Origin of the sequence: Pedobacter sp. ASV12, from assembly GCF_016429155.1 — a bacterium.
Classification (GTDB): Bacteria; Bacteroidota; Bacteroidia; order Sphingobacteriales; family Sphingobacteriaceae; genus Pedobacter.
Genome location: NZ_JAELUC010000242.1, coordinates 1 through 606, shown reverse-complemented (window position 1 = coordinate 606; position 606 = coordinate 1). Strand labels below are relative to the sequence as shown.

The 606-nt window shown below is 34.2% G+C and carries 1 pseudogene; it reads right to left on the bottom strand.

The window, feature by feature from the left end:
- Positions 1–606, bottom strand: a pseudogene (locus JHD69_RS20115) (lipopolysaccharide biosynthesis protein); the annotation flags it as partial.

The window sequence follows — 606 nt, the reverse complement described above, 5'->3', positions numbered from 1 at the left end:
ATAGCTGTGATTGCTGTATTGGTACAATTCTTTGAAATTGTCTGGTTGGGTTTAAATTAGGTGTCTGATCTGTAACAACCGCTGCTGATGAAATTGCACCTTTGATTACTGCATTTACCGAATCTCTTTTCTCTCTTAAAATATCAATATTTTGTAATGACTTCTTGGTTTTCGTTTGAACGTAGAAATCATTCACAGTTTTAACTATCTCTTCATTAAACTTCTTGGCAAAAAACTCATTCTCTGATCTTACGTCTGCCTTTATAATACTTAGTTTCTTATCTGGTTTACTAACGGCTAAATAGTTCTGATTGATATCATCAACTATTTTGCCTAATATACTGTCTTGAAGCCTAGATAGCTGCACTAATGAATCTCTTGACTTTACTTCATTAAATGTGATGTTCTTTAACTGCTCATTTTCTGCCCAATCTTTTTTCAAATGATTAAAGTCAATGTAGCTGTCAAGCAATAAGACTTTCTGTCCATCCTTATCAACTTTACTTAACAAGGCTCTCTCTATCATTGTTCGAGACTTATATAGTTCCAAAATATTCTCACCACGGAATATACCACCACCGCCATCTATATCTACACCAGCAACAG